Genomic DNA, 20,807 nt, shown 5'->3' with positions numbered 1-20,807 from the left:
GGCGGCAGGCTCCAATGGAGCGGCTCTGCGGCGAAGCCGAAGTGCAGGAAGGTGCTTACTTGACCAGAACGGCCATGATGTCTTCTTCGCGCATCACGAGCAGTTCTTGCCCGTCGACCTTGACGGTCTGGCCGGCGTACTTGCCGAACAACACGCGGTCGCCCACCTTCACGTCGAGGGCGTTCTGCACACCCTTGTCATCGCGCTTACCCGGGCCGACGGCCAGGATTTCGCCTTGATCCGGCTTTTCGGCTGCAGCTTCGGGGATGATGAGGCCCGAGGCAGTCTTGGTTTCCTGATCCAGACGTTTAACGATGACGCGATCGTGCAAAGGACGAAGATTCATACACACTCCTCTCTTGATTGAGACTGAAAACGCGGGGGAAACCCGCCCGGTAAGCAAAGCTGCCCGAGCGGCAATTTGTTAGCACTCTCGTGCAGTGAGTGCTAATTATATGGACCGAGTTTGACAATTTCAAGGACGGGGACAGACGGGCATTCCCTATTTCGCGTACTTTTGTCTAAACACGGGGAAATTTATGGATTTCGTAAGGTCGATTGGCTAGATTAATGTCAATTCGTCAATTCTGATTTTGCTTAATTAGGGTTTCTACTAGGGCCGGCGAGGCCTAGACTGCATTTCAACGACGAAGCAGTGAAGAGACAAACTCTCCACCCGCAACGTTCCCGAGATCAGTACATAGGAGGTTCATCATGTTCAAGTCGATCATCCCTGCAATCGCCGTTGCTGCCGTCCTTGCAGTCCCCGCTTTCGCCCAGGCGCAAGAAAACGCGCCGGTGACGCGTGCTGAAGTGAAGGCTCAACTGGTTCAACTGGAACGCGCAGGCTACAACCCGGCCAGCGATCAAACCCAATACCCCGCCAACATTCAGGCCGCGCAAGCACGCCTGAACGCGCAACAGGGCACGGCTGCATCGTCGTTTGGCGGTGTCGGCGAAGGCGCTGCCGCTTCGGGTGCTACCCGTCGCGCGGCTATCGACCCGAATCCGGTCGACTTCAATCGTCCGTAATCGTCAATTCGCCTAACGAAGCCCGGCACGCACGCCGGGCTTTTGCTTTTTGCGCATCCTGAAGGAAAAGTTTCTGTAAGCCACGGATTCGACGATGTTTTTGGACTACGTTTTTTTCTCGCGCAGTCGGAGGGCACTACAATTTGTGTTTGTTGCATCACAAATTTCGTCTTCGCTGCCTCTCATGCCTATGTCGTCGTCGCTGCGCCTTGCCTTTCTCTCCCTCGGAATTCTCGCCCTTGCCGCCTGTGGCGGACGCGCGGCGACCACGCCGAGCTATCAGCAGGAACTTTTCGACTCCGGTGCAAGCCCGTTCGCGCGCAACTTTGACGCCACCGTGAACGAAACCTGCGAGGCGGCCCGCCGCGCGCTGCTCTCGCAAGGCTTTCTCACGACGATGGCGCAAGCCGATACCGTCGACGCCACCAAGAACTTCCAGCCGTCCACCGAAACGCACGTGGTCGTCTCATTCCATGTGGTCTGCACGCCCGGCGAAAACACGACTAATACGAGCATCGCTTATGTGAACGCGGTGCAGGACGGCTATGCGCTCAAGAAGAGCGATACCTCCGCAAGCGTGGGCTTGAGCGTCTTGGGCTCGCTTTCGCTGCCGATCCGTTCGAACAGCGATGCAATGGTCAAGATTTCCAGTGAAACCGTGCCCGCCGGCAAGTTCTATGACCGATTCTTCGGGCTGATGGGGCACTATCTGAGCACGGTGCCGCGCAGTTCGCCCATCGCATCGGATGAGGTCAAGAGCAAGCCGCTCGCACCGTCGCTGATCGTGAGTTCACCGGATCTCACGCCAACGCCTATCGTCGTACAGGCGCCCGCCGCGGCGGCGACGGCCATCCAGTCATCCGACGCGAAACACGCCGCGTCCGAGGGCGTCGCGGCATCGGCGCCGGTTCAGTGAGATCGAGCGCACGCGTCGTTCCGGGAAACGCTTCGTCGATGCAAGCATCAAGCACGCGGGCAACGGCGGCTGCAGCTGCGTGATCAGCTCACCGCAAATCTCATTCAGCACCCGTCGCCGTTCGCAAAATGTACCCGCGTGACCTGTGACGCCCCGCTCATCGCGCAGCTAGCCCACCCGGACGCATCGAGGCGGCGCGCTCATCACGCGCCGCCTAAAGCTGAAGCTCCGCCTGCCGCCGACGGCGACGCCAATCCGCACGCCACTCCCATCACCCCTCAATTCGGCACATTCACCACGCCGCCATTCACCGAAATCGCATTCGCGCCGGGGCTCGCCGCGATCGCCGGGAGATTCGCCACCGTCAATTGAGGCGCCGCGCCCGGCGTGCCGCCGCGCGCCACCGTATGCACGACTTGCGACGGCGGCAACGGCGCGTTGTTCTTCAGGTGAGCCCACATCAAATTGAGCGCCTGAAGGTTGTAGTAGTGCACGGGCACGAAGCGCGTATCGAAGCCAGCCACGCTCAGGAACGCATCGAAGTGCTGACCGTTCGTGATTTCGTACAGTGAGAGCTGGCTATTGTTGCCTTCCACCACCTTGTTCGCGCCGAGATACGGCCGCGAGGCATGGTTGATCGGCACGAGCGCATCCGACCTTCCCTGCACGATGATCGCCGGCTTGCCACGCAGATTCGCGTTGACGCGAATCGCGTTCACGCTCGCCGTCATCGTCGGATTGCCGTTCGCCCAGAGCGCGCGCAGGCAGGCCGCGCCCGCGAAGCTCGCATCGGGCGTCGCAAGCCGATGATCCGCCGCGCCCGACGTCCCCGCGTTATAGACGAGGTTGATGCCGTTGGTCGGCGGCACGCCATTGCCGTTGCCGAAGACCGTGGGCATCGGCGAAACGAGCGGGTTCACGCCCGCCGCGCCGGTCAGCGCGTTGGTCGTGCCGAAGCTGAAGTTGCACAGGTTGTCAGCGACGCTCGCCAGCATGTAGGCATCGGCGTAAGTCACGGCGACGGCCGGCACGGCCTGCGAGTCCCACATCGGCGCATGTAGCGTGTCGGAGTCGGCTTCGTAGCCCGCCTGATGCAGCTTCGCGAGCGCGTCGTTGGCTTGCGAGAGCGTATCGCCGCCGGCAATCGCGCCGCTCGCCGCGAGCGTGGTGCAGCGTGCGGTGCGAATCGCCACGGTGGTCGCGAGCGGCAGTGCCGTCAGATACGGCGCGCCGACCGCCGCCGTCGCTAGCGCCGCGCACGGCTGAAGCAGGTTCGCGTAGGTCATGTAATCGGCAAGCGGACGCCCGAACGAACCGACGGCCTGGCCGCCTTCGCGCACCGCAACCTGCGCCGGCAGATTCATGTTGATCTGCGGTTCGCCGACGACGACCGCGCTTATCCAGCCATCGGTGTCCTGTTCGGCGGCTGCAAGCGCCGCGCCGCCGCCATTGCTCACCGAAGCCGCGATCGTCGTAATGCTGCCCTTCGAGTAGCGCGCGGAATGCGTCGAGCCGTTGACCACGCCATAGGTATCGTTGAGCGCCCAGTACGCGAACTGAATCGCCTGTAACGTATTCTTGCCCCAGTCCCTTTCGGGATTCTGCTGCGAGTGCGCGTGTTTGAAAGCGTAGCGATTCGGATACGCCGAGTTGTAAGCCGAAAGCGCCGATTGGCTCAGGTTCGCCTTGAAGATTGCCGAATTGCCCGCGAAGGTCGCATTGGAAAGCGTGCCGTCGATCAGCGTGACGAGATTGGTCGACAACTCGTGCGCGCCGTTGCCGCTGCCTTTGTCCGTGTACGCAACCGCGCAGCCGCGCTTCAAGCCCCACTCGCCCGCTGCCGAAATCGCGCCATATATGCCGCGCGATCCCGACGATGTCGCCGTCACGATGCAAGGCTGGTCCGGATTGAAACTCGTCGGAATCTGCACGAGCAGGCTGACGTTCTTCGTGCCCGAACCGTCGTCCGAGAAGGCCAGATACTCCTTGCCCGCGATCTTGCCTTCGCCGAGCGTGTCGCCGCCGTTCAGATCGACATTCGGGCCCCAGAAGCGCCCGTAGCCGCCGTTCGCCGACATATCGACGAGCGCACGATAGTTCGAATAGATAGCCAGGCGCCGCAGTTCCGCCGCTGTCGGCGCGGCCGCATTGGCAATTGAAGGCGGCGTCGCCGACGCAAGTCCTGTCTTGCCGAGTCCGGCGGTCAGCAGGTCGTCGGTATTGCCGTCGTAAGTCTGCGTCTTCACCGTTCCCGAGACGAAACTCGGCAAGGTGTTGGACGGGAACTGCGGGCCGTCGTCATCGCCGCCGTGACACGCGACGAGCGTGGTCGCCGCAAATGCCGCCAGCACGGCGAGCGTCGCCGCGCGTGACAACCCGTGGACTCGTGCGAATCTTTTCATTGTGTGTCTCCGCCATCCGGTCGCTTGTTGTTGATCGACTTCTGCACCGTGCCGCACGCACGGCCTTGCCGACAACAAGTATTACGCGCAAACAGCCATCGCGTAATTGCTGAACTTCCCTTAGAGCAAAGAGAAGTCAGAGGATGTCAGAACGACAACGGGCCCCGGCGTGATGCCGGAGCCCGTCGAGTGACCCGCATGAAGCGCCGCCGATGACAGCGCTAAACCGCGCCGCCAAAAACGGCGCAAACGGCCTGCTTAGCCTCCGCCGTTCTGAACGCCGAGCGAAATCTTGTTGGAAACCGACTTCACGCCCGGAACGCCCTTGGCCACTTCTTCTGCCTGGGCGATCTGGCCGCCCTCCGGCACGGTGCCCGAGAGCACGACAGCGCCGGAGCGCGCGCGTACGAATACGTTGGACACGTCGAAGCCTTGCGCCTTCGACAACGCACGGCGCACGTCGTAGCCGAGCTTGCGGTCGGTCTTCTTGGTCGCCGATTTCTGAGCCTTGGTCGGCGCGGCCGACGTGGCGTCCGCATCGCTCGCTTGAGCATAAGCGCTCGACGCCACGGCCACGCACACCACCACGCCCAGCGCCTTCAACAGATCGACAGCTTTCATGATTTCTCCTTTTGTTTCGCTTATTGACTTCGCACAGTTACTACTTCACTCGTTGGCACATCAAACAAACCGAACCGCTTTCGTGCAACAGCCCGGCGGCGGCCCCGAAGGACACGCCGCAGCCTCGAATGCGCCTTCCACCGAGGATGGCTCGATGACAAGACGCTCGATGCGGCCTGCTGCTGCAATGCGGTGCTGCGAGAGACTGGCGAAATTAACAAACTGACTACGGCCGGTTACTTGGGGCAAGTGCCCGTCGGCTCGAATATGTGGCCTGCCGTATGGCGGATGCGGAACAGGAAACCGTCGCGCGACACTCCGAAGAGCATGGCGTTCGCCCAATTTACCCACATGCCGGGAAACTGTCCGGCGCATGAGCGGGCTACGACGCGCATGGTTCCCGCCAACTGGCGGCGAACGTCAATTTAGCCCAGCGCGGCCTTAAGCGCAAAACATTTAACGTTGCAAGGAACTGGATGCGGCGTGGCGCAACATCGGCGGCACGAGTGCTGCGGCGTGCACACACGCGTGTCACACTCGTGGTTTGCACGGCCGCCGAGCTAACGACTCGCACGCGTGGCATGGCGCAACTCAACGGCATCTTGAATGCGGATGGCTTCAGGTAAGCTCGCGGAAACCTCGAAACTTCCATGCTTATTCAAGTTTGCCGCCGCGATGATTCAACCTCCAGGACACCAACCCGAAGACCCCGCTCACAAAGCCACGGGACGCAAGCCGCAGAGGATCGTCGCGCGCTTCGTCGCGATCTCCTGGCGCGATCTCGCGCTGACCTTCGGTCCGATTCTGCTCGTCAGTATCGCGGCGCTCTATCTTGCTGTGCGGCTGATCCAGCCGGCGCCGCCAAGCACGCTGACGATAGCGGCAGGCCCCAAGGGCAGCTCGTTCTGGAACAGCGCGCAGAAGTACAAGGCAATCCTCGCGCGCAACCGCGTCACGCTCAACGTGCTGGAAACGCAAGGCTCGCTCGACAACCTCACGCGTCTCGAAGATCCGAAATCCGACGTGGATGTCGGTTTCGTGCAAGGCGGCATGACGCCGGACGCGGCGAGCGATCAGCACGCGAACCTGGAATCGCTCGGCAGCGTGTCGTATGTGCCGCTCGCCGTGTTTTATCGTGGCGCGACTGTCACGCGCTTGTCCGAACTGAATGGCAAGCGGCTCGCCATCGGCGCGGAAGGCAGCGGCACGCGCGCGCTTGCGCTCACGCTTCTGAAGGCGAATGGCATCGAGCCGGGCGGCGATACCGAACTGTTGCCGCTCGCCGGCGACAAGGCCGCGGCCGCGCTCGAAGACGGCACGATCGACGCCGTGTTCCTGACGGGCGATTCCGCGCAACCGCCGACGATGGCCAAGCTCCTGCGCACATCCGGCATCCGTTTCATGGACTTTACTCAAGCCGATGCCTATGCGCGCCGCTTCCCCTATCTCACCGAAATCGAACTGCCGATGGGTGCATTCGATTTCGCCCGCAATCTGCCGCCGCGCGCCGTCCACACCATCGCGCCGACGGCCGAACTGGTGGCGCGCGACAGTCTGCATCCCGCGCTCTCGGATCTTTTGATCGAAGCGGCGCGCGAAGTGCACAGCCGCGCCAACCTGCTGCAGCGCGCAAACGAATTTCCCGCGCCGCTCGTCCACGAATTTCGCATCAGCGACAACGCCGAGCGCTATTACAAGTCGGGCAAGAGCTTTATCTACCGGACGCTGCCGTTCTGGATGGCGAGTCTCGCGGATCGCGTGCTAGTCGTGCTGGTGCCGTTGATCGTCGTGCTCATTCCGGGCTTGCGGCTGGTGCCGGGGCTTTATCGCTGGCGCGTGAAATCGCGTATCTACAAGTGGTATGGCGCGCTCATTGCAATCGAACGGGAAGCGATCAGCGGCCCGGACACCGCGCAGCGCGACGCCCTGATCGACCGGATAGACGCGATCGAATCGGCGGTCAATCGCATGAAAATGCCGCTTGCCTTCGCCGATCAGTTCTACGTGCTGCGCGAACATATCGGCTTCGTGCGCGAACGGCTCGCGCATGCGCCCGTCGCCGAAACGGAACCGCGCCGTGAACCGGCGCAGGCAGACAGCGAGCCGAGCAGCACGTAATATCGCCAGGTAGGATCGAAAGATGCGAGCGGAATAAAGGCGCGGGTCCACGTACCAGCCTGCGCGACGCGGTCGGACAACGAATAAGCCCGAAAAGCCGGGCGCGGCAGGATCAAGGGAGAAATCTAGATGAGCGCAGCGCATGCCAACGGCCCTGGCCAGCCGTACTTTTTCTTCGATTTCATATCGCCGTTCTCGTATCTGCTGCTGGAGCAACACGAAAAGTGGCCCGACATGCCGTTCGAGTTCGTGCCGGTGCAGTTGTTGAAGCTGCTCGACCGCTGGGGACAGCCGCACGCGGCGACCATTCCGTCGAAACGCGTGTTTACGTATCGGCATGCGCTCTTTCGCGCCGAGCAGCTTGGCATTCCGTTCAAAATGCCGCCCGCGCATCCGTTCGATCCGCTCAAGGCGCTGCGGCTCGCGGTAATCGCAAAGGGCGATCTCGTCTGCGTGCGCGAAATCTTCCGCTATATCTGGCGCGAAGGACGCGATCCGTCGACGCCAGAAGGCTTTCGCGGCTTGTGCGAGCGGGTCGGCATGCCCGAAGCGGAAACGCGCGTCGAAGACGAAGACATCAAGGCGAAGCTGCGCGAGAACACCGACCGCGCCGTCGCGATGGGCGTCTTTGGCGTGCCGACGTTCGTCGTCAACGACCAGCTCTTCTGGGGCGAAGACACCTTGCCGATGGTGCTTTATGTCGCGCGCTCGCCGAACTGGCTCGATGGCGCCGAAGTGAAACGCATCAGCGCGCTGCCGGTCGCGCCGCGAGACGCGGACTTCAGCTGACGCTTCGCGGCTCGGCGGCTGATGCCACGCATAGCGCATGCGCTATGGCGTTAAAAAGCGGAAAGCGTTTAACCTCGGGTTAAGCTGCGTGACTACTTTGTGAACGGTGATGCATCGGGGCGCGCAAACGCACGCTTCGGCATTCCGCGTTCGTTGCGATCAGCCGCCGTGTCCGTCTTCAAACCGCAGCTTCGCCCATGAACGATCCCGCCGACTCACTCGATATCTGGCTCATCCGCGTCTTGCGCACGCTGCTTCTGGAGCGCAGCGTGACGCAGACCGCGCAGCGGCTGAACCAGACGCAGCCGGCCATCAGCACCGCGCTGCGGCGGCTCCGCGAGATCCTCAACGACCCTATTCTCGTGCGCGGGAAGCAGGGCATGGTGCCGACCGAGTACGGCGAATCGCTGCTTGCGCCGGCGCAGCGCGCTTTGCGCGAAGTCGAATTCGTCGCGACACCGCACGGCGAATTCGATCCCGCGAGTTCGCGTCGCACTTTTCGCCTTGCCGCGCCGGATTATCTGAACGATTTCTTCATGCCGACGCTCGTCGCCGCCTTCCGCGATGCAGCGCCCAACGCGCGGCTCGAAATCGAATCGCTCAATCCGATGCGCGATCACGAACGCGCGCTCGACGAAGGCGAGATCGACGTGATGATGGCCAACTGGACCAAGCCCGAGCCGCGCTTCGAAAAGCAGGACCTTTTCGCCGACGTATTCGTCTGCCTGATGCGCGCGAACCATCCGCTCGCGCGCGAGCCGCTCACAGTCGAGCGCTACGCACTCGCCGCGCATCTCGCGCCGACGCCTTATAGCGGAGCGAAGCGGCATCCGATCGATATCGGCCTGGCGCGCGCGGGCGTGAAGCGGCGCATCGTCGCGACCATTCCGTACTTCGGACTCGTGCCGCAAGTGCTGCTGCAATCCGATCTGATCTTTACCGCACCGCGCCGTTTCGCGCAGCATTACGCGTCCATGCTGCCGCTTGCGGTGCTCGATTCGCCGGTGCCGTTTCCGCGCATCAAGTGCTATCAGCTCTCGCTGCCGCAACCCGATCAGCCGACAGACGTCGCATGGCTGCGCGAAATGATCGCGAGCGTCTCCGAGACGCTTACCGGGCGCAAGAAAAATGCAAGCATCGACGAACTGCTGAGCCTCGCCGCCAAGTAGTGACGGCGCGGGCGCATCTCCGCTACCATCGGCGAAACAAGAACTATTCTTTCGCGCATGGACGCCCTCGATCGACTCATTCAGCTTGCGCGCCTTTCCGGTGCGCTCGATCTCCGCTGCCTGCTTGCCGGGCCGCTCGAACTCGACCACGCGCCGGGTGCGCCCGGCGAGGCGCTCTATCACGTCGTGCTGGAAGGCGCGTGCACGGTAGAGCGCAAGGGGCATGCGAGCGTCGCGTTGAACGCGGGCGATATCTTCATGCTGCCGCGCGCCGATGCACACGTGGTGAGCGTCGGTCCCGTCGATGCCAGCGAGAAAATCGGCGCCATGACTTCGCGCGATAACGGCGCCATCACGGTGCGGACCAATGTGGACGGTCGGGAAGCGGCGCTGGATTTGTTGTGCGGACGCTTTCTGTATGCGCCGCGCGCCCTTCTCATCGACGTGTTGCCCGACTTCGTGCACGTGTCGTTCACGAATGCATCGGCGCCCTATCTCGGGCCGCTCGTCGCGGCCATGCGGCGCGAGGCGGAGGAAGCGCAGCCCGGTGCGCCGTCGATCGTCACGGCGCTCTCCACCGCGCTTTTCACGATGGTGCTGCGTGCATGGCTCACCGAGCAGCCGTCACTCGCGGGCGTGCTGGGCTTGTTGGCGAACCGGCGTCTGGGCGCGGCGGTGATCGCCATGCTCGAACGGCCTGCCGATCCGTGGACGCTCGAAATGCTGGCGAAGGAAGCGGCGATGTCGCGCGCCACCTTCATGCGCGCGTTCTCGGCGCATTCGGACAGTTCGCCGCTCGCGTTGCTGAGCCACGTTCGCATGCAGCTTGCGAGCACCATGCTCATGCACACGAGGAAAAGCGTCGCGGATGTCGCCGCGGACGTGGGCTATCAGTCCGAGGCGGCTTTCTCGAAGCGATTCAAGGAGTTGTACGGCGTGGCGCCGGGTCGTTTCCGGCAGACGAACGGCCTGAGCTGAATCCGCGTTTCAGGCGGCCAACCGCGCCGCCTTGAGCGCCGACAAACCGAGCCGCGCCGTCATTTCCCTCACGCGCAGCAACTGCGCCGCCACCGCCAGCGCGATCGAACCCGGCGCTTTATCGACGATTCCCTCGACGCCGATCGGACACGTGATTTCCGGCAGACGCTCCGCCAAAAGCCCGCGCTCCATCAGGCGCCGCTCGAACTTCACGCGCTTGGTCTTCGAGCCGATGAGACCGAAGTACGCAAAGTCCTCGCGGCGCATGATCCGCTGCGTCAACGAAAAGTCGAGCGAGTGATCGTGCGTCATCACGATGAAATACGCGCCCGCCGGCGCTTCATCGACGATGGCGTCGGGCAGATCCGTGGCTTCGACCTGTACGTTCGCGGGAACTTCGTCGGGGAAAAGTTCGTCGCGCGCGTCGACCCATTGGACGACGCACGGCAGCGTGCCGAGCACTTTCACGAGCGCGTGGCCGACGTGACCCGCGCCGAACAGAACGATATGCATCATGTCCGTGCGCTCCTCACCGCGTTCACTGCCTTAAGAATTTCTTCGGCGGTCGCGGGCGCGTTCAGCGGCGGATTCACCTTGTGATCGCCCACGGCGGATACGGCGTCGCGAATCGCGAAGAACACCGAAAACGGCAGCAGCAACGGCGGCTCGCCCACCGCCTTCGAGCGATGGATGCTGTCTTCCGCGTTGCGGTTCTTGAAGAGCGACACGCGAAAATCAGGCGGCATGTCGTTGATCGTCGGAATCTTGTAGGTGGACGGCGCGTGCGTCATCAGCTTGCCGTTCTGATTCCACCAGAGTTCCTCGGTCGTGAGCCAGCCCATGCCCTGCACGAACGCGCCTTCGACCTGGCCAATATCGAGCGCCGGATTCAGCGATGCGCCCACGTCGTGCAAGGCATCCGCGCGCAGCACGCGCATTTCGCCCGTGAGCGTGTCGATCACCACTTCCGCGACCGCCGCGCCATACGAGTAGTAGAAGAACGGACGGCCCTGCATGGTCGCCTGATCCCAGTAGAGCTTGGGCGTGGCGTAAAAGCCGTCGGACCACAACTGCACGCGCGCGAGGTAGGCCTTCTGCACGATCTCGCCGAACGGAATGACGTCTTCCCCGACGATCACGCGGTCGTTCGCAAAGCGCACTTGCGACGCTTCCACCTTGCCGCCGCCGAACTTCTCCGCCGCGAATTTCGCGAGCCGCTCGCGCAGTTGACGCGCGGCGTCCTGCGCGGCCTTGCCGTTCAGATCGGTGCCGGTGGAAGCCGCCGTCGCCGATGTATTCGCCACCTTGCTCGTGTCGGTCGCCGTCACGCGCACGCGGCCGAAATCCACGCCGAGTTCATGCGCGACCACCTGCGCGACTTTCGTGTTCAAACCTTGGCCCATCTCGGTGCCGCCGTGGTTCACGAGCATCGAGCCATCGGTATAGATATGAACCAGCGCGCCGGCCTGATTGAAGTGCGTCACGTTGAACGCGATGCCGAACTTCACCGGCGTCAGCGCCAGCCCTTTCTTCAGGATCTCGTTGTTCGCATTGAACTCGCGCACGGCTTCGCGGCGACGCCGATACTCGCTCGACTCGGCCAGTTCACCAATCAACTCCTGCAGCACGTTGTCTTCCACGGTTTGTCCGTAAGGCGTCTTGTTGTTTTCCGTTTTGCCGTACAGATTGTCGAAGCGCACATCCAGCGAATCACGACCGACCGACCGTGCGATGTTGTCCATGATGTACTCGATGGCGAACGCGCCCTGCGGCCCGCCGAAGCCGCGAAACGCGGTGTTCGACTGCGTGTTGGTCTTGCCGCAATAGCCTTCGATCTTCACATCCGCGAGCCAGTACGCATTGTCGAAGTGGCAGACCGCGCGCGTCATCACCGGGCCGGAAAGGTCCGCCGAGAAACCGCAACGCGATGTCATGTCGAGCGCGACGCCGTCGATCACGCCGCGATCGTCGTAGCCGACTTCGAAGTCGTACTGGAAGTCATGGCGCTTGCCGGTGATCATCATGTCGTCGTCGCGGTCCGGACGCAGCTTCACCGGGCACAAGAGCTTCCACGCGGCAAGCGAGGCGCAGCACGCGAAAATGCCCGACTGCGATTCCTTGCCGCCGAAGCCGCCGCCCATGCGCCGGCATTCGACCAGCACGTTGTGCGAATGCACGCCGAGCACGTGCGCCACCAGATGCTGCATTTCGGTCGGATGCTGCGTCGAGCAGTACACGTGCATGCCGTCGTCGTCCTTCGGCACGGCATACGCGATCTGTCCTTCGAGATAGAACTGTTCCTGACCGCCGAGCTTCATCGCGCCGCGTTCGTGATGCGCGGCCTTTTGCAGACGGCTCGCTGCATCGCCGCGCGAGAGCTTGAGCGGATTCAGCACGTAGGATTCGGCTTTGCGCGCGTCTTCGGCGGTCAGCACGGCCGGCAATTCCTCGTACTCGATGTTCGCGCGACGCGCCGCGAGCCGCGCCGTATCGTGCGACGTCGCGACGACGATGAACATCGGCTGCCCGACGTATTGCACGATACCCGGCGCGAGCACCGGATCGTCGTGGATGATCGGGCCGCAGTCGTTCACGCCCGGGATGTCCTCGGCGGTGAAGACGGCGACGACGCCGGGCGTGGCGCGCACGGCGTCGAAGTTCATCGACACGATCTTCGCGTGCGCCTTCGGACTCATGCCGAGCGCGGCGTGCAGCGTGCCCGCGACGACGGGGATGTCGTCCGTATAGCTCGCGCGCCCGCTCACATGCAGATGCGCCGACTCGTGCGGACGCGAAACGTGGACCTGCTTGAAATCGTCGGCTTCGTTGGCGAGCGACTGGGCTTCGGCGAGAAAGGCTTCGGCTTGTTGGTTCATGTTCTTATCGGCTCCTTACTTCACTTCGACGAGTTCGATTGCACGCACATCCAGCTTCGACTTGGGCATCGGATTGTGCGGGCGCGTCTCCAGCCAGAATCGATACAGCACGCTCTTCGCGGTATCCAGCCGATAGTCGCTGCTCGCGCGCATGTCGGTGAGCGGCGCGTAGTCCTTGCCGAGCGCTAGCATCGCGGCCTGCGCGGTGGCTTCGTGCCAGTGCGCGTCGGCGAGCACGCTTTCGGCGTGCGTGGCGCGCTTGGGCGTCGCGGCCATGCCGCCGAAGACGAGACGCGGCTCGCGGATCGTGTCGCCATCCGCGATAAACGAGAACGCGGCGTACACGGCGGAAATGTCCGAATCGAAGCGCTTCGAGAGCTTATAGGCGCGAAATTGCAGCTTCGCGCGCTGGCCGCCGCGCGTCGGCACGCGGATGGCGGCGACGAACTCGTTCTCCGCCATGTCCTTCTTTTGATATGCAATGTAGAGATCTTCGAGCGGCATCTCGCGCGGGCCATCGACGCTCATCAACACGACGCGTGCGTTCAACGCGATGAGACCGGGCATCGAATCGCCGATGGGCGAGCCGTTGGCGACGTTGCCGCCGAGCGTGCCCGCATTGCGGATCGGCAGCGAGGCGAAGCGCTGACGCGTCTCTTCGAGTTCGGGATATGTCTTCACGAGTTCGGCATACGCGCGCTCGACCGACACACCCGCGCCGATCTCGATCCACTCCTCGGTCGTCTCGACATGCTTGAGCGCCTCGATCTGTCCGACATAGACGATGTCGCCGAGATCGCGCAACTGCTTCGTCACCCACAAGCCGACGTCCGTGCTGCCCGCGAGAATGCGCGCCGTTGGCTTTTCGGCTCTGAGTTGCGCGAGCGCGTCGACGGTGCGCGGGGCGTCGAACTGGCGGCCCGCGTGCTCGTAGTGGAAAGTGTCGTCACGCGCGATGCCGTCGAGCGAACGCGCCAGCGCCTCGACGTTCAACGGCGCGAGCGGCGCGTGATCGAACATCTGCTCGGCAGCCTCGATGATCGGCCGATACCCCGTGCAGCGGCACAGATTGCCGGTCAGCGCGTTGCTGATCTCCTGGCGCGACGGCCGCGTTTTGTCGCAAGCCTGCGCACAGCCTTGCGTTGCATGACCATGCTTTTCGTAGAGCGCGAACATCGACATGGCAAAGCCGGGCGTGCAGAACCCGCACTGCGAACCGTGACAATCGACGAGCGCCTGCTGCACCGGATGCAGCGAACCATCCGGCTGGCGCAGGTCTTCGACAGTGAAGAGCGCGCGGCCGTCGAGCGTCGGCAGAAACTGCACGCACGCGTTGACCGCCTTGAACGCGACGCCGCCCGCGCCGTCCGGCTCACCGATGACGACCGTGCACGCGCCGCAATCCCCTTCGGCGCAACCTTCCTTGGTGCCGGTGCAGCGCGCGTCTTCGCGCAGGTATTGCAGGACGGTGCGCGTGGTCGACGCGCCGCTTACTTCGCGGATCGCATTGCGATGGTAAAAGCGGATCGGCTGGGTCATGAAATTCTGTCTCGCGGGGCTTCGATGATTCTTTTTGCTGGTTGCGCGGAGTGCGCAGCCGGTGGCTTCGGATGGTTCCGGCGCTTTCTCGGATTACTCCTAGCGCTTCGATGATTCGAAAGCTATCACCGCCAAAATCCGGAACCCATAGGCGACATTGCATGTACGACATACTCCCATCGCGATAAGTCGTGAAACCCTTAAGCAGCGCGGCTTCCCGACATGCCGCCCGACCGTTCGGACAGGCAATTTGGACCACGTGGTTACAAAACTGGCGCGACATCGGGTCGCAAGCTATGTGACAATCACGCTTTAGCGTCGAAATCAACCCCGTAGTAACCCGCGCCTTTCTATGTCCACCCAACCCGCCACCGCGCCGCAAGGCGACTTCGCCGTCACGCTTCGAATCGTGTCGGTCGTCGTGTACACGTTCCTTTGCTATCTGACCATCGGCATCCCGCTGGCGGTCTTGCCCGGCTTCGTGCATACGGATCTCGGCTACGGCTCGGTGATGGCGGGCGCCGCGATCAGCGTTCAGTACTTCGCCACCCTATTGTCGCGGCCGCTCGCCGGTCGTTCAGCCGATACCGCCGGCCCCAAGCAAACCGTGCTCTACGGTCTCGTGGCCTGCGCGATCAGCGGCGCAATGCTCCTGACCTCCGCGCTCGCGACGCAGTGGCATGCGGTGAGTCTCGTGCTGCTGGTGATCGCGCGGCTCGTGCTCGGAGTCGGCGAAAGTCTCGTCGGCACGGGATCGATCACGTGGGGAATCGGCCGCGTGGGCGTCTCGCACAACGCAAAAGTGATTTCGTGGAACGGTATTGCGACATACGGCGCGCTGGCTATCGGCGCGCCGCTCGGCGTGGCGATCGACAATTCGCTGGGCTTTTCCGCGCTTGCGCTCATCGTGATCGCGCTGGGCGGCCTCGGTTACTGGCTCGCGAAGCGCATGGAAAGCGTGCCGGTGGTGCATGGCGAGCGCATGTCGTACCGCAGCGTGTTCTTCCGCGTGCTGCCGCACGGGATCGGGCTTGCGCTGGGTTCGGCGGGCTTCGGTTCCATTGCGACTTTCATAACCCTCTTCTATGCCGCGCACAACTGGCCGCACGCGGCGCTGTCGCTCACGGTGTTCGGCACGACGTTCGTCGGCGCGAGGCTTTTGTTCGCCAACACGATCAAGGTGTATGGCGGCTTCCGCGTGGCGATTGTCTCGTTCTGTTTCGAATGCGCGGGCTTGCTGATGCTATGGCTCGCAGCCGAGCCGACATTCGCGCTGGCAGGCGCTGCGTTGACCGGCTTCGGCTTCGCGCTCGTGTTTCCGGCGCTGGGCGTCGAGGCGGTGGGACTCGTGCCGCCGGCTTCGCGCGGCGCGGCGTTGTCGGCCTACTCGGTGTTTCTGGACTTGTCGCTGGGATTGACCGGGCCGTTGGCGGGTTATGTCGCTGGCGAGTTTGGATACGGGTCGGTGTTCTTGTTTGCCGCGCTGGCTGCGGCGTTGGCGGTGGGCTTGTCGGTGGCGCTTTATATGCGTGGCGGGCGCGGTCTAGGTGGGCCCGCAACGGCGTGAGTTGATCAGGCGCCGGCTTTCGAGCCATGCAATTGCAGGCCGAGGGCTTTGACTACTTTGAGGATGGTTGCGAAGCTGGGGTTGCCGTCTTCCGAGAGCGCTTTGTAAAGCCCTTCGCGGCTGATGCCTGTATCGCGCGCCACCTGCGCCATGCCGCGCGCTCGCGCAATCACGCCAAGCGCGTGTGCGATAAACGCGGAATCGTCGCCGCCTTCTTGAAGACATGCATCGAAATACTCAGCAAGGTCCTCCTCGGTCTTAAGGTGCTCGACCGAGTCCCAGGGACGAGTTTTGATCTTGGTTGGGGTCATTGATTACTCCATGTCAAGGTGAGGCAGCATGGCGTGTGCGGACTTGATGTCTCTGTCTTGAGTCGACTTATCGCCCCCACATAGCAGGATCACCAACACGTCTCCACGATTAACGTAATAAACACGATAGCCTGGTCCATGATCGATCCGCATTTCAATCACCGGTGAGCCGGCCGAGTTAGTGTCGCCTGGATTGCCCGACGCGAGTCGGTCGATACGAGCTTGAATTCGGCGTTTTGCGATGCGGTCCTTCAATGCAACGAACCAGTCGTCAAAAAGCTCCGTGGTCCGAATGTTAAGCCTGGAAGTCATCGTAATCCATGGTTCACAAACCGTCAACCACAGTTGACAGGTCAGTCTATCTAATAAGAAGTTCACGGCAAGGATTTGCCTCTGTCTATTTTTCGCAGGGACACCGTAAAAGTCGCCACCCGCGTCAGGGAGTAAGTCTCGAATCGATCGCCGCTAGAGGCCAGCCGCCGAGCCATCGCGCCGCTCATCAAAAACCCCCGAACGATCCGCACACCTTTGCCTTAAAATCACCGCTCGGCCCACAAGCGTCCGCTTTATGAACCAGACCTCGGAAGACCGCTGGCGTGACCTGCGCCCGGACCCGGACAGCGACACTCCGCTCTATCTGCAACTCGCACGCAAGCTCGCCAACGCCATCCACGACAATCGCTGGAACGCAGGCGAAGCCCTGCCCTCCGAGCGTGTGCTGTCCGAAGCGCTGGGTGTCTCGCGGATCACATCGAGGAAAGCCATCGCGTTGCTCGTCGAACAAGGGCTGATTCGCCGTGAACAAGGCGCGGGCAGCTTCATCACGCCGCGCTACGAAGACCCGCTCTCGCGTCTGTCGAGCTTCTCGGAGATGCTACGCCGCCGAGGTTTTACGCCGAGCTCGCAATGGCTCTCGCGCAAGATCGAGCCCGCCAATCGCGACGAAGTCATTCAACTCGGCCTCTCGCCCGCCGCCGCCGTCACGCGCCTGAAGCGCCTGCGTCTCGCCGACGACATCGTCATGGCGGTCGAAAACTCCACGTTTCCCGCCTCGCTCATTCCCGATCCGTTGGTCATCGGCGACTCGCTCTACAGTTATCTCGACACGCGCGGCCTCTCGATCGTGCGCGCGTTGCAGCACTTTCGCGCGGTGAACGCGAGCGCGGAGATCGCGCAGCAAATGGGCATCGCGCCGCACGACGCGCTTTTGCTCATCACGCGCGTAGGCTATACCGCCGATCAACGCGCGATCGAACTCACCGATACCTACTGCCGCAACGACTACTACGACTTCGTCGCCGAGTTGCGCAAGTGACTCACGCGCCGACGCGCCCATGACCGACATCGCCGCCACGCCGCCTTCGGAACGCTCACTCACCGTCATGCTGTGGCTCGTCGCCACGGGCTTCTTCATGCAGACGCTCGACTCGACCATCGTCAACACGGCCTTGCCCGCGATGGCGAAAAGTCTCGGCGAAGCGCCGCTGCGCATGCAAGGCGTCGTGATCGGCTATTCGCTCACGATGGCGATGATGATCCCCGTGTCCGGCTGGCTCGCCGACAAGCTCGGCACGAAGCGCGTGTTCTTCAGCGCGATTCTCGTGTTCACCATCGGCTCGCTCTTGTGCGCCAACGCGCAGTCGCTGACGGCGCTGGTCGCGTTCCGCGTCGTGCAAGGCATCGGCGGCGCGATGCTGTTGCCAGTCGGACGTCTGGCCGTGTTGCGCGTGTTTCCCGCCGAACGCTACTTGTCGGCGCTCGCGTTCGTCGCCATTCCAGGGCTTATCGGGCCACTCATCGGGCCAACGCTCGGCGGCTGGCTCGTGCAGATCGCGTCGTGGCACTGGATTTTCCTCATCAACGTGCCGGTGGGTGTGGTGGGCTGCATCGCGACCAAGATGTTTTTGCCCGATAGCCGCAATCCCGCCACCGCGCCCTTCGATCTTGCCGGCTATCTGCTGCTCGCAGTCGGCATGGTCGCGCTGACGATCTCGCTCGATGGCCTGGCCGATCTCGGTCTGCCGCATGCCATCGTCATCGTGTTGCTGGTGTTGAGCCTCGGATGCTTCGTCGCCTATGGTTTGCATGCAACGCGCGCCGCGCAACCCATCTTCTCGCTCGATCTATTCAAGATCCACACGTTCAGCGTCGGCCTGCTCGGCAATCTCTTCGCGCGCATCGGCAGCGGCGCGATGCCTTATCTGATCCCGCTGCTCTTGCAGGTGAGCCTCGGCTACACGCCGTTTCAGGCGGGCATGATGATGCTGCCGGTCGCCGCGGCCGGCATGCTGTGCAAGCGGCTCGTGACGCGGCTGATCGAAAAGCATGGTTATCGGCGCGTGCTGGTCGTGAACACCGTGCTCGTCGGGCTGATGATGGCGAGCTTCGGACTCACGAGCGAACATCAGCCGCTTTGGCTGCGTCTCGTGCAACTGGCGATCTTCGGCGGCGTCAACTCGATGCAGTTCACCGCCATGAACACGCTCACGCTGAAAGACCTCGGCACCGGCGGCGCGAGCAGCGGCAATAGTCTGTTTTCGCTCGTGCAGATGCTGTCGATGAGCCTTGGCGTGACCATCGCCGGCGCGATCCTCGCCACCTTCACCGGCATCCTCACGCGCGTGACGGAAACCAATTCGCTGCCCGCGTTCCACGCAACCTTCCTTTGCGTGGGCATCATCACGGCGGCAACGGCGTGGATTTTCGGACAGCTTGCGCCGGAAGTGCGCTCGACGAAGCGAAAGACAGATCCTTCTGAGGCGAACTAAAGCGGGGTTTCGTCGGCTCGGCCGAAAATTTCCGCCGCGCCATCCGATTGTGCGTTTCGCACCGACAGAGTGCGGACAGCACCGCTACACAACCTTCAAGCGGCATGCCGCCGCATCGTGCATTACCGTCCGGCCGTGCGCCGAGCCAATGTACACACAAAAGCGCGCCGATTAATCGCGCTCCCCCGCTTGCACATTGAATTCGCACGCTTTTTGCTCGAACGTGATGTGCCCGATCTTGTAAACTGTCTCATTAAGTAAATTGCCCGGCCCTCGACACCATGAGCATGGTTGACATCGATCCACCCCGCTTCCAGTCTCCGCGTCCCGTCGCGGGCGATGACGGCTCGCGTCGCACCGTGCTGTACGGCGAGTACACCGTGTTCAGCGTGTTTCAGCCGGTGTTCTCGGTGTCGCATCGGCGTGCGATCGGCTATCACGCGTCCTTGCGTGCACGGGACGAGACACATCGTCATGTACCGTCACACGAAGTGTTCACCCAGGCGGCACGGCGCGGCGATCTTCTGGAACTGGGACGATTGGCCGAGTCCCTTCATCTGGGCAACTTCAACGCGTTCGACAGCCACGACGAATGGCTCTTTCTGAGCCTCCACCCCGCCGCGCTGATGGACACGAGCTACGGCGACGCGCTCCTCGCCGCGTTGAAGGACATCGGCTTGCCGCCGCAACGCGTGGTGCTGGAAGTGCCCGAACAGGCGGGCGGCGAGACGACGCGCTTCACCGAAATCATCGACTCCATGCGCAAGTCGGGGTTTCTGATCGCGCTGGATGGCTTCGGCGTGAAGCATTCGAATATCGATCGCGTGTGGCAGTTGCGGCCTGACATCGTGACGCTCGACCGCTGCATTCTCCAGCAGGCGACCGAGCATTCGCATATCGAGCGTGTGTTGCCCCGGCTCGTATCGCTGCTGCATGAATCCGGGCAACTCGTGTTGATGGGCGGCCTCGCGACCGAGCGCGACGCGCTGATCGCGCTCGAATGCAATGTCGATTTCGTGCAGGGCGCGTACTTCGCGCAGCCGAGCGTCGATGCCGTGCATCCGCAAGTCGCCGCGGGCGTGATGGATGCGTTGTCGGCTGCGTCGCGCGAACGCGTGGGCGCGCGCGACCGGGCGCAAGCCGCGCGTCTCGAACCCTACGTGAGCGGCCTCGAACGCGCGGCAGTCAAGCTCATGGAAGGCGAAACGCTGGCCGCCGCGACGAGCGAGCTGCTGCAACTGGTCGATACGGCGCGCTGTTTTCTGCTCGATCAGGAAGGCCGGCAGATCGGCGATAACGTCGTGCCGGTCGTGCGTACATCGCAGCGCGCGAAGCGTTTCAGTCCGCTGCTGCATTCGGAAGGCGCGAGCTGGGAGCGTCGGCCGTATTTCATCGAGGCGTTGCGCGCGCCAGGACGCGTGCAGTTGACCGCGCCGTATCTGTCCATCAACGAGGCGCATCTTTGCGTGACGGCATCCATCGCCGCGCAGACGCCGTATGGCTTGCAGGTGCTATGCGTCGATATCAACTGGGAAGCGGTGCCGCGGCGGCGCTGAATCGCGGGATTACGACCGGCGCTCGGCGTCGGGCTTGACGATATCGAACCCTGCAAGCGCGAGCACGCCGGACAGCACGATCAACGCGGTGGAATGGCGTCCGAAATATAAAAGCGCCGCAGCGGACCATGCGGCGAGACAGAGGGCGAGAAAGCGTTTCATCGT

At 62.9% G+C, this 20,807-nt stretch carries 19 protein-coding genes; 10 read left to right on the top strand and 9 right to left on the bottom strand.

Going from position 1 to position 20,807, the window contains the following annotated elements; all coding sequences use genetic code 11:
• Positions 1-55: 55 nt before the first annotated feature.
• The gene (locus tag P9292_RS29570; RefSeq protein WP_244826120.1) at positions 56-346 is read right to left on the bottom strand and encodes a co-chaperone GroES; all 291 of its coding nucleotides are present in this window, start codon (positions 344-346) and stop codon (positions 56-58) included.
• A 368-nt stretch (positions 347-714) separates the two neighbouring features.
• Between P9292_RS29570 and P9292_RS29565 the strand changes: the two genes are divergently transcribed.
• Together P9292_RS29565 and P9292_RS29560 are read left to right on the top strand one after the other, a co-directional pair.
• Complete coding sequence (locus P9292_RS29565; RefSeq protein ID WP_309962516.1) at positions 715-1,032, top strand: DUF4148 domain-containing protein; 318 nt, start codon at positions 715-717, stop codon at positions 1,030-1,032.
• Positions 1,033-1,216: 184 nt separating this feature from the next.
• Positions 1,217-1,948 (top strand): DUF2242 domain-containing protein, encoded by a 732-nt coding sequence (locus P9292_RS29560; RefSeq protein ID WP_244826122.1) that lies wholly within the window; start codon positions 1,217-1,219, stop codon positions 1,946-1,948.
• Positions 1,949-2,226: 278 nt separating this feature from the next.
• On the opposite strand, the gene P9292_RS29555 is transcribed toward P9292_RS29560, so the two are convergent.
• Together P9292_RS29555 and P9292_RS29550 are read right to left on the bottom strand one after the other, a co-directional pair.
• Complete coding sequence (locus P9292_RS29555) at positions 2,227-4,350, bottom strand: D-(-)-3-hydroxybutyrate oligomer hydrolase (RefSeq protein ID WP_309962514.1); 2,124 nt, start codon at positions 4,348-4,350, stop codon at positions 2,227-2,229.
• A 258-nt stretch (positions 4,351-4,608) separates the two neighbouring features.
• Positions 4,609-4,971, bottom strand: a complete 363-nt coding sequence (locus P9292_RS29550) for a BON domain-containing protein (RefSeq protein WP_244826125.1) — start codon at positions 4,969-4,971, stop codon at positions 4,609-4,611.
• Between the two features lie 675 nt (positions 4,972-5,646).
• Between P9292_RS29550 and P9292_RS29545 the strand changes: the two genes are divergently transcribed.
• From P9292_RS29545 to P9292_RS29530, 4 genes are all read left to right on the top strand, one after another.
• Positions 5,647-7,089, top strand: coding sequence for a TAXI family TRAP transporter solute-binding subunit (locus P9292_RS29545; RefSeq protein ID WP_309962511.1), 1,443 nt, complete (start codon positions 5,647-5,649; stop codon positions 7,087-7,089).
• Positions 7,090-7,218: 129 nt separating this feature from the next.
• Positions 7,219-7,878 (top strand): 2-hydroxychromene-2-carboxylate isomerase, encoded by a 660-nt coding sequence (locus tag P9292_RS29540; RefSeq protein ID WP_244826128.1) that lies wholly within the window; start codon positions 7,219-7,221, stop codon positions 7,876-7,878.
• A 197-nt stretch (positions 7,879-8,075) separates the two neighbouring features.
• Positions 8,076-9,047, top strand: a complete 972-nt coding sequence (locus P9292_RS29535; RefSeq protein WP_309962508.1) for a LysR family transcriptional regulator — start codon at positions 8,076-8,078, stop codon at positions 9,045-9,047.
• A 57-nt stretch (positions 9,048-9,104) separates the two neighbouring features.
• A complete protein-coding gene (locus P9292_RS29530; RefSeq protein ID WP_244826132.1) occupies positions 9,105-10,025 on the top strand; it encodes an AraC family transcriptional regulator in 921 nt (306 codons plus the stop codon).
• Positions 10,026-10,034: 9 nt separating this feature from the next.
• Here P9292_RS29530 and xdhC read toward each other — a convergent pair whose 3' ends face one another.
• The 3 genes from xdhC to xdhA are packed head-to-tail and all read right to left on the bottom strand — an operon-like array spanning position 10,035 to position 14,440.
• Positions 10,035-10,541 (bottom strand): xanthine dehydrogenase accessory protein XdhC, encoded by a 507-nt coding sequence (gene xdhC / locus P9292_RS29525; RefSeq protein WP_309962506.1) that lies wholly within the window; start codon positions 10,539-10,541, stop codon positions 10,035-10,037.
• Positions 10,538-12,901 carry a xanthine dehydrogenase molybdopterin binding subunit gene (xdhB, locus tag P9292_RS29520; RefSeq protein WP_244826134.1) on the bottom strand — a complete coding sequence of 788 codons (2,364 nt, stop codon included), beginning with the start codon at positions 12,899-12,901 and terminating at the stop codon, positions 10,538-10,540. The genes xdhC and xdhB overlap by 4 nt, the downstream gene beginning before the upstream one ends.
• Before the next feature lie 15 nt (positions 12,902-12,916).
• Entirely contained in the window at positions 12,917-14,440 is a 1,524-nt protein-coding gene (xdhA, locus tag P9292_RS29515) for a xanthine dehydrogenase small subunit (RefSeq protein ID WP_250509438.1), read from the bottom strand.
• A gap of 352 nt (positions 14,441-14,792) precedes the next feature.
• Here xdhA and P9292_RS29510 point away from each other — a divergent pair, with 352 nt between their 5' ends.
• Complete coding sequence (locus P9292_RS29510; protein WP_244826137.1) at positions 14,793-16,007, top strand: MFS transporter; 1,215 nt, start codon at positions 14,793-14,795, stop codon at positions 16,005-16,007.
• 5 nt (positions 16,008-16,012) lie between these two features.
• Here the strand turns inward: P9292_RS29510 and P9292_RS29505 are convergent, their stop codons facing one another.
• Both P9292_RS29505 and P9292_RS29500 read right to left on the bottom strand, forming a co-directional pair.
• Positions 16,013-16,318 (bottom strand): addiction module antidote protein, encoded by a 306-nt coding sequence (locus P9292_RS29505; RefSeq protein ID WP_250465486.1) that lies wholly within the window; start codon positions 16,316-16,318, stop codon positions 16,013-16,015.
• A gap of 3 nt (positions 16,319-16,321) precedes the next feature.
• Positions 16,322-16,630 carry a type II toxin-antitoxin system RelE/ParE family toxin gene (locus P9292_RS29500; protein WP_250492673.1) on the bottom strand — a complete coding sequence of 103 codons (309 nt, stop codon included), beginning with the start codon at positions 16,628-16,630 and terminating at the stop codon, positions 16,322-16,324.
• A 256-nt stretch (positions 16,631-16,886) separates the two neighbouring features.
• Between P9292_RS29500 and P9292_RS29495 the strand changes: the two genes are divergently transcribed.
• The 3 genes from P9292_RS29495 to P9292_RS29485 all read left to right on the top strand — a co-directional run bounded on the left by P9292_RS29495 (position 16,887) and on the right by P9292_RS29485 (position 20,642).
• Positions 16,887-17,633, top strand: a complete 747-nt coding sequence (locus tag P9292_RS29495) for a GntR family transcriptional regulator (protein ID WP_244826142.1) — start codon at positions 16,887-16,889, stop codon at positions 17,631-17,633.
• A gap of 19 nt (positions 17,634-17,652) precedes the next feature.
• Positions 17,653-19,086, top strand: coding sequence for a multidrug transporter subunit MdtD (gene mdtD, locus P9292_RS29490; RefSeq protein ID WP_250509439.1), 1,434 nt, complete (start codon positions 17,653-17,655; stop codon positions 19,084-19,086).
• A gap of 281 nt (positions 19,087-19,367) precedes the next feature.
• Positions 19,368-20,642: an EAL domain-containing protein gene (locus P9292_RS29485; RefSeq protein WP_244826144.1), complete on the top strand. Its 1,275-nt coding sequence runs from the start codon at positions 19,368-19,370 to the stop codon at positions 20,640-20,642.
• A 9-nt stretch (positions 20,643-20,651) separates the two neighbouring features.
• On the opposite strand, the gene P9292_RS29480 is transcribed toward P9292_RS29485, so the two are convergent.
• Complete coding sequence (locus tag P9292_RS29480) at positions 20,652-20,804, bottom strand: hypothetical protein (protein WP_244826145.1); 153 nt, start codon at positions 20,802-20,804, stop codon at positions 20,652-20,654.
• Positions 20,805-20,807 lie beyond the last annotated feature (3 nt).

The sequence above is a fragment of the Caballeronia sp. LZ001 genome (genome assembly GCF_031450875.1).
In the GTDB taxonomy this organism is placed as follows: domain Bacteria; phylum Pseudomonadota; class Gammaproteobacteria; order Burkholderiales; family Burkholderiaceae; genus Caballeronia.
Note: the sequence above shows the minus strand (reverse complement) of the source record. Positions and strands in the feature narration are given on the sequence as shown.